This window comes from Chryseobacterium sp. OV279, from assembly GCF_900128945.1.
GTDB lineage: Bacteria > Bacteroidota > Bacteroidia > Flavobacteriales > Weeksellaceae > Chryseobacterium.
In genome coordinates, this window is sequence record NZ_FQUD01000011.1 from 1 (window position 1) to 1,182 (window position 1,182).

Sequence of the window (1,182 nt, forward strand, 5' to 3'; positions counted from 1 at the left end):
AGTTATCCACAATGAGTGTGAATAAATTGTGGTAGCGGAAAGAACTGTTCAAAAGCTGAAGAACACGGGAAGTTGGGCGATAAACACAGGAAGGAGTGATTCGGATTTGGGAGTAGCAGCTGAAGTTTTAATGAGGTACTTTTAAAGATAGGGTGGAAAAGTTGTTTGGTAAAACAAAGTTTAGAGAATGAGAACAGGACTATCCCAGAGATCCGGAAGATTGAGAGAAGCCGCATGCTTTATTAATTAGACTATAATAAAGCTTTAGAATGTTTTGTAAGCAATTTAAAATTATTGGAAAATATAAAATACCTGATTCGGATTATATAAAGTATGTAACATTACTGATCCGAAAGATTATTTTTAATTACAATGAAATGCCTCACGCAGATCTTTCAGATTGAGCAGATATTTTTTAATTATGAAAAAAGAACAAACGGAAAGTCCTGAAGTATAGATTTTGGCTAAAGCCTTTTTCGATGGACATATATCATAAGCGGGCTAAAGCCCGCTCCTATTGAATAGAAGGCTTTGAATAATAATTGTAGATAGATAGAGATAAATACAGAAGAACCCAGGTGAGATTACTCTCATCAGGATCATGCACATCGTACAGAGTTTATGGCTGATTGATTAGACCATAATAAAGCGTGTAATGTTAACCCGGAGTTTAAGATTATTGCAAATATGATATTCTAATTCGTATTGTATAAAGGTATAAGTATAAAATTCCTGAGATAATTCTTAACAGTAATAACTTGTCTCGTGTAGATCTTTTAGATTAAGCGGATTCTTTTTATAGTTACCTGAAAACAGGTAAGGAAAAACCTCGAACATGAGTTTTGGCTAAAGCCTTTTGCATTGGGTATACATTGTAAGCGGGCTAAAGCCCGCTCCTATTGAATATAATAGGAAAAATATAGGAGATCAGTTTATAGGTTTGAGACAAGGATTCAACCAGGATGGATGGTATTGGAATCGTGTTTAGCTATAAGGTATAGATTATAAATGATCACATGGATCACAACGACGTGCTTATTGCCAAGGTAGTTGGTATAGGTTTGGTTTAGGTATTGGTTGGGTATATGTATAAAACAAAAAAGTCTCACACATTTCTGTATGAGACTTTTTAATAAAAACTGGCGGCGGCCTACTCTCCCGCTTTCGCAGTACCATCGGCGC

Annotated in this window: 1 protein-coding gene; it reads right to left on the reverse strand. The window is 35.4% G+C overall.

All coding sequences use genetic code 11. From position 1 onward, the window contains the following. Positions 1-953: 953 nt before the first annotated feature. The coding region (locus BUA72_RS24720; RefSeq protein WP_228407943.1) for a hypothetical protein at positions 954-1,182 on the reverse strand (229 nt) is incomplete at its 5' end.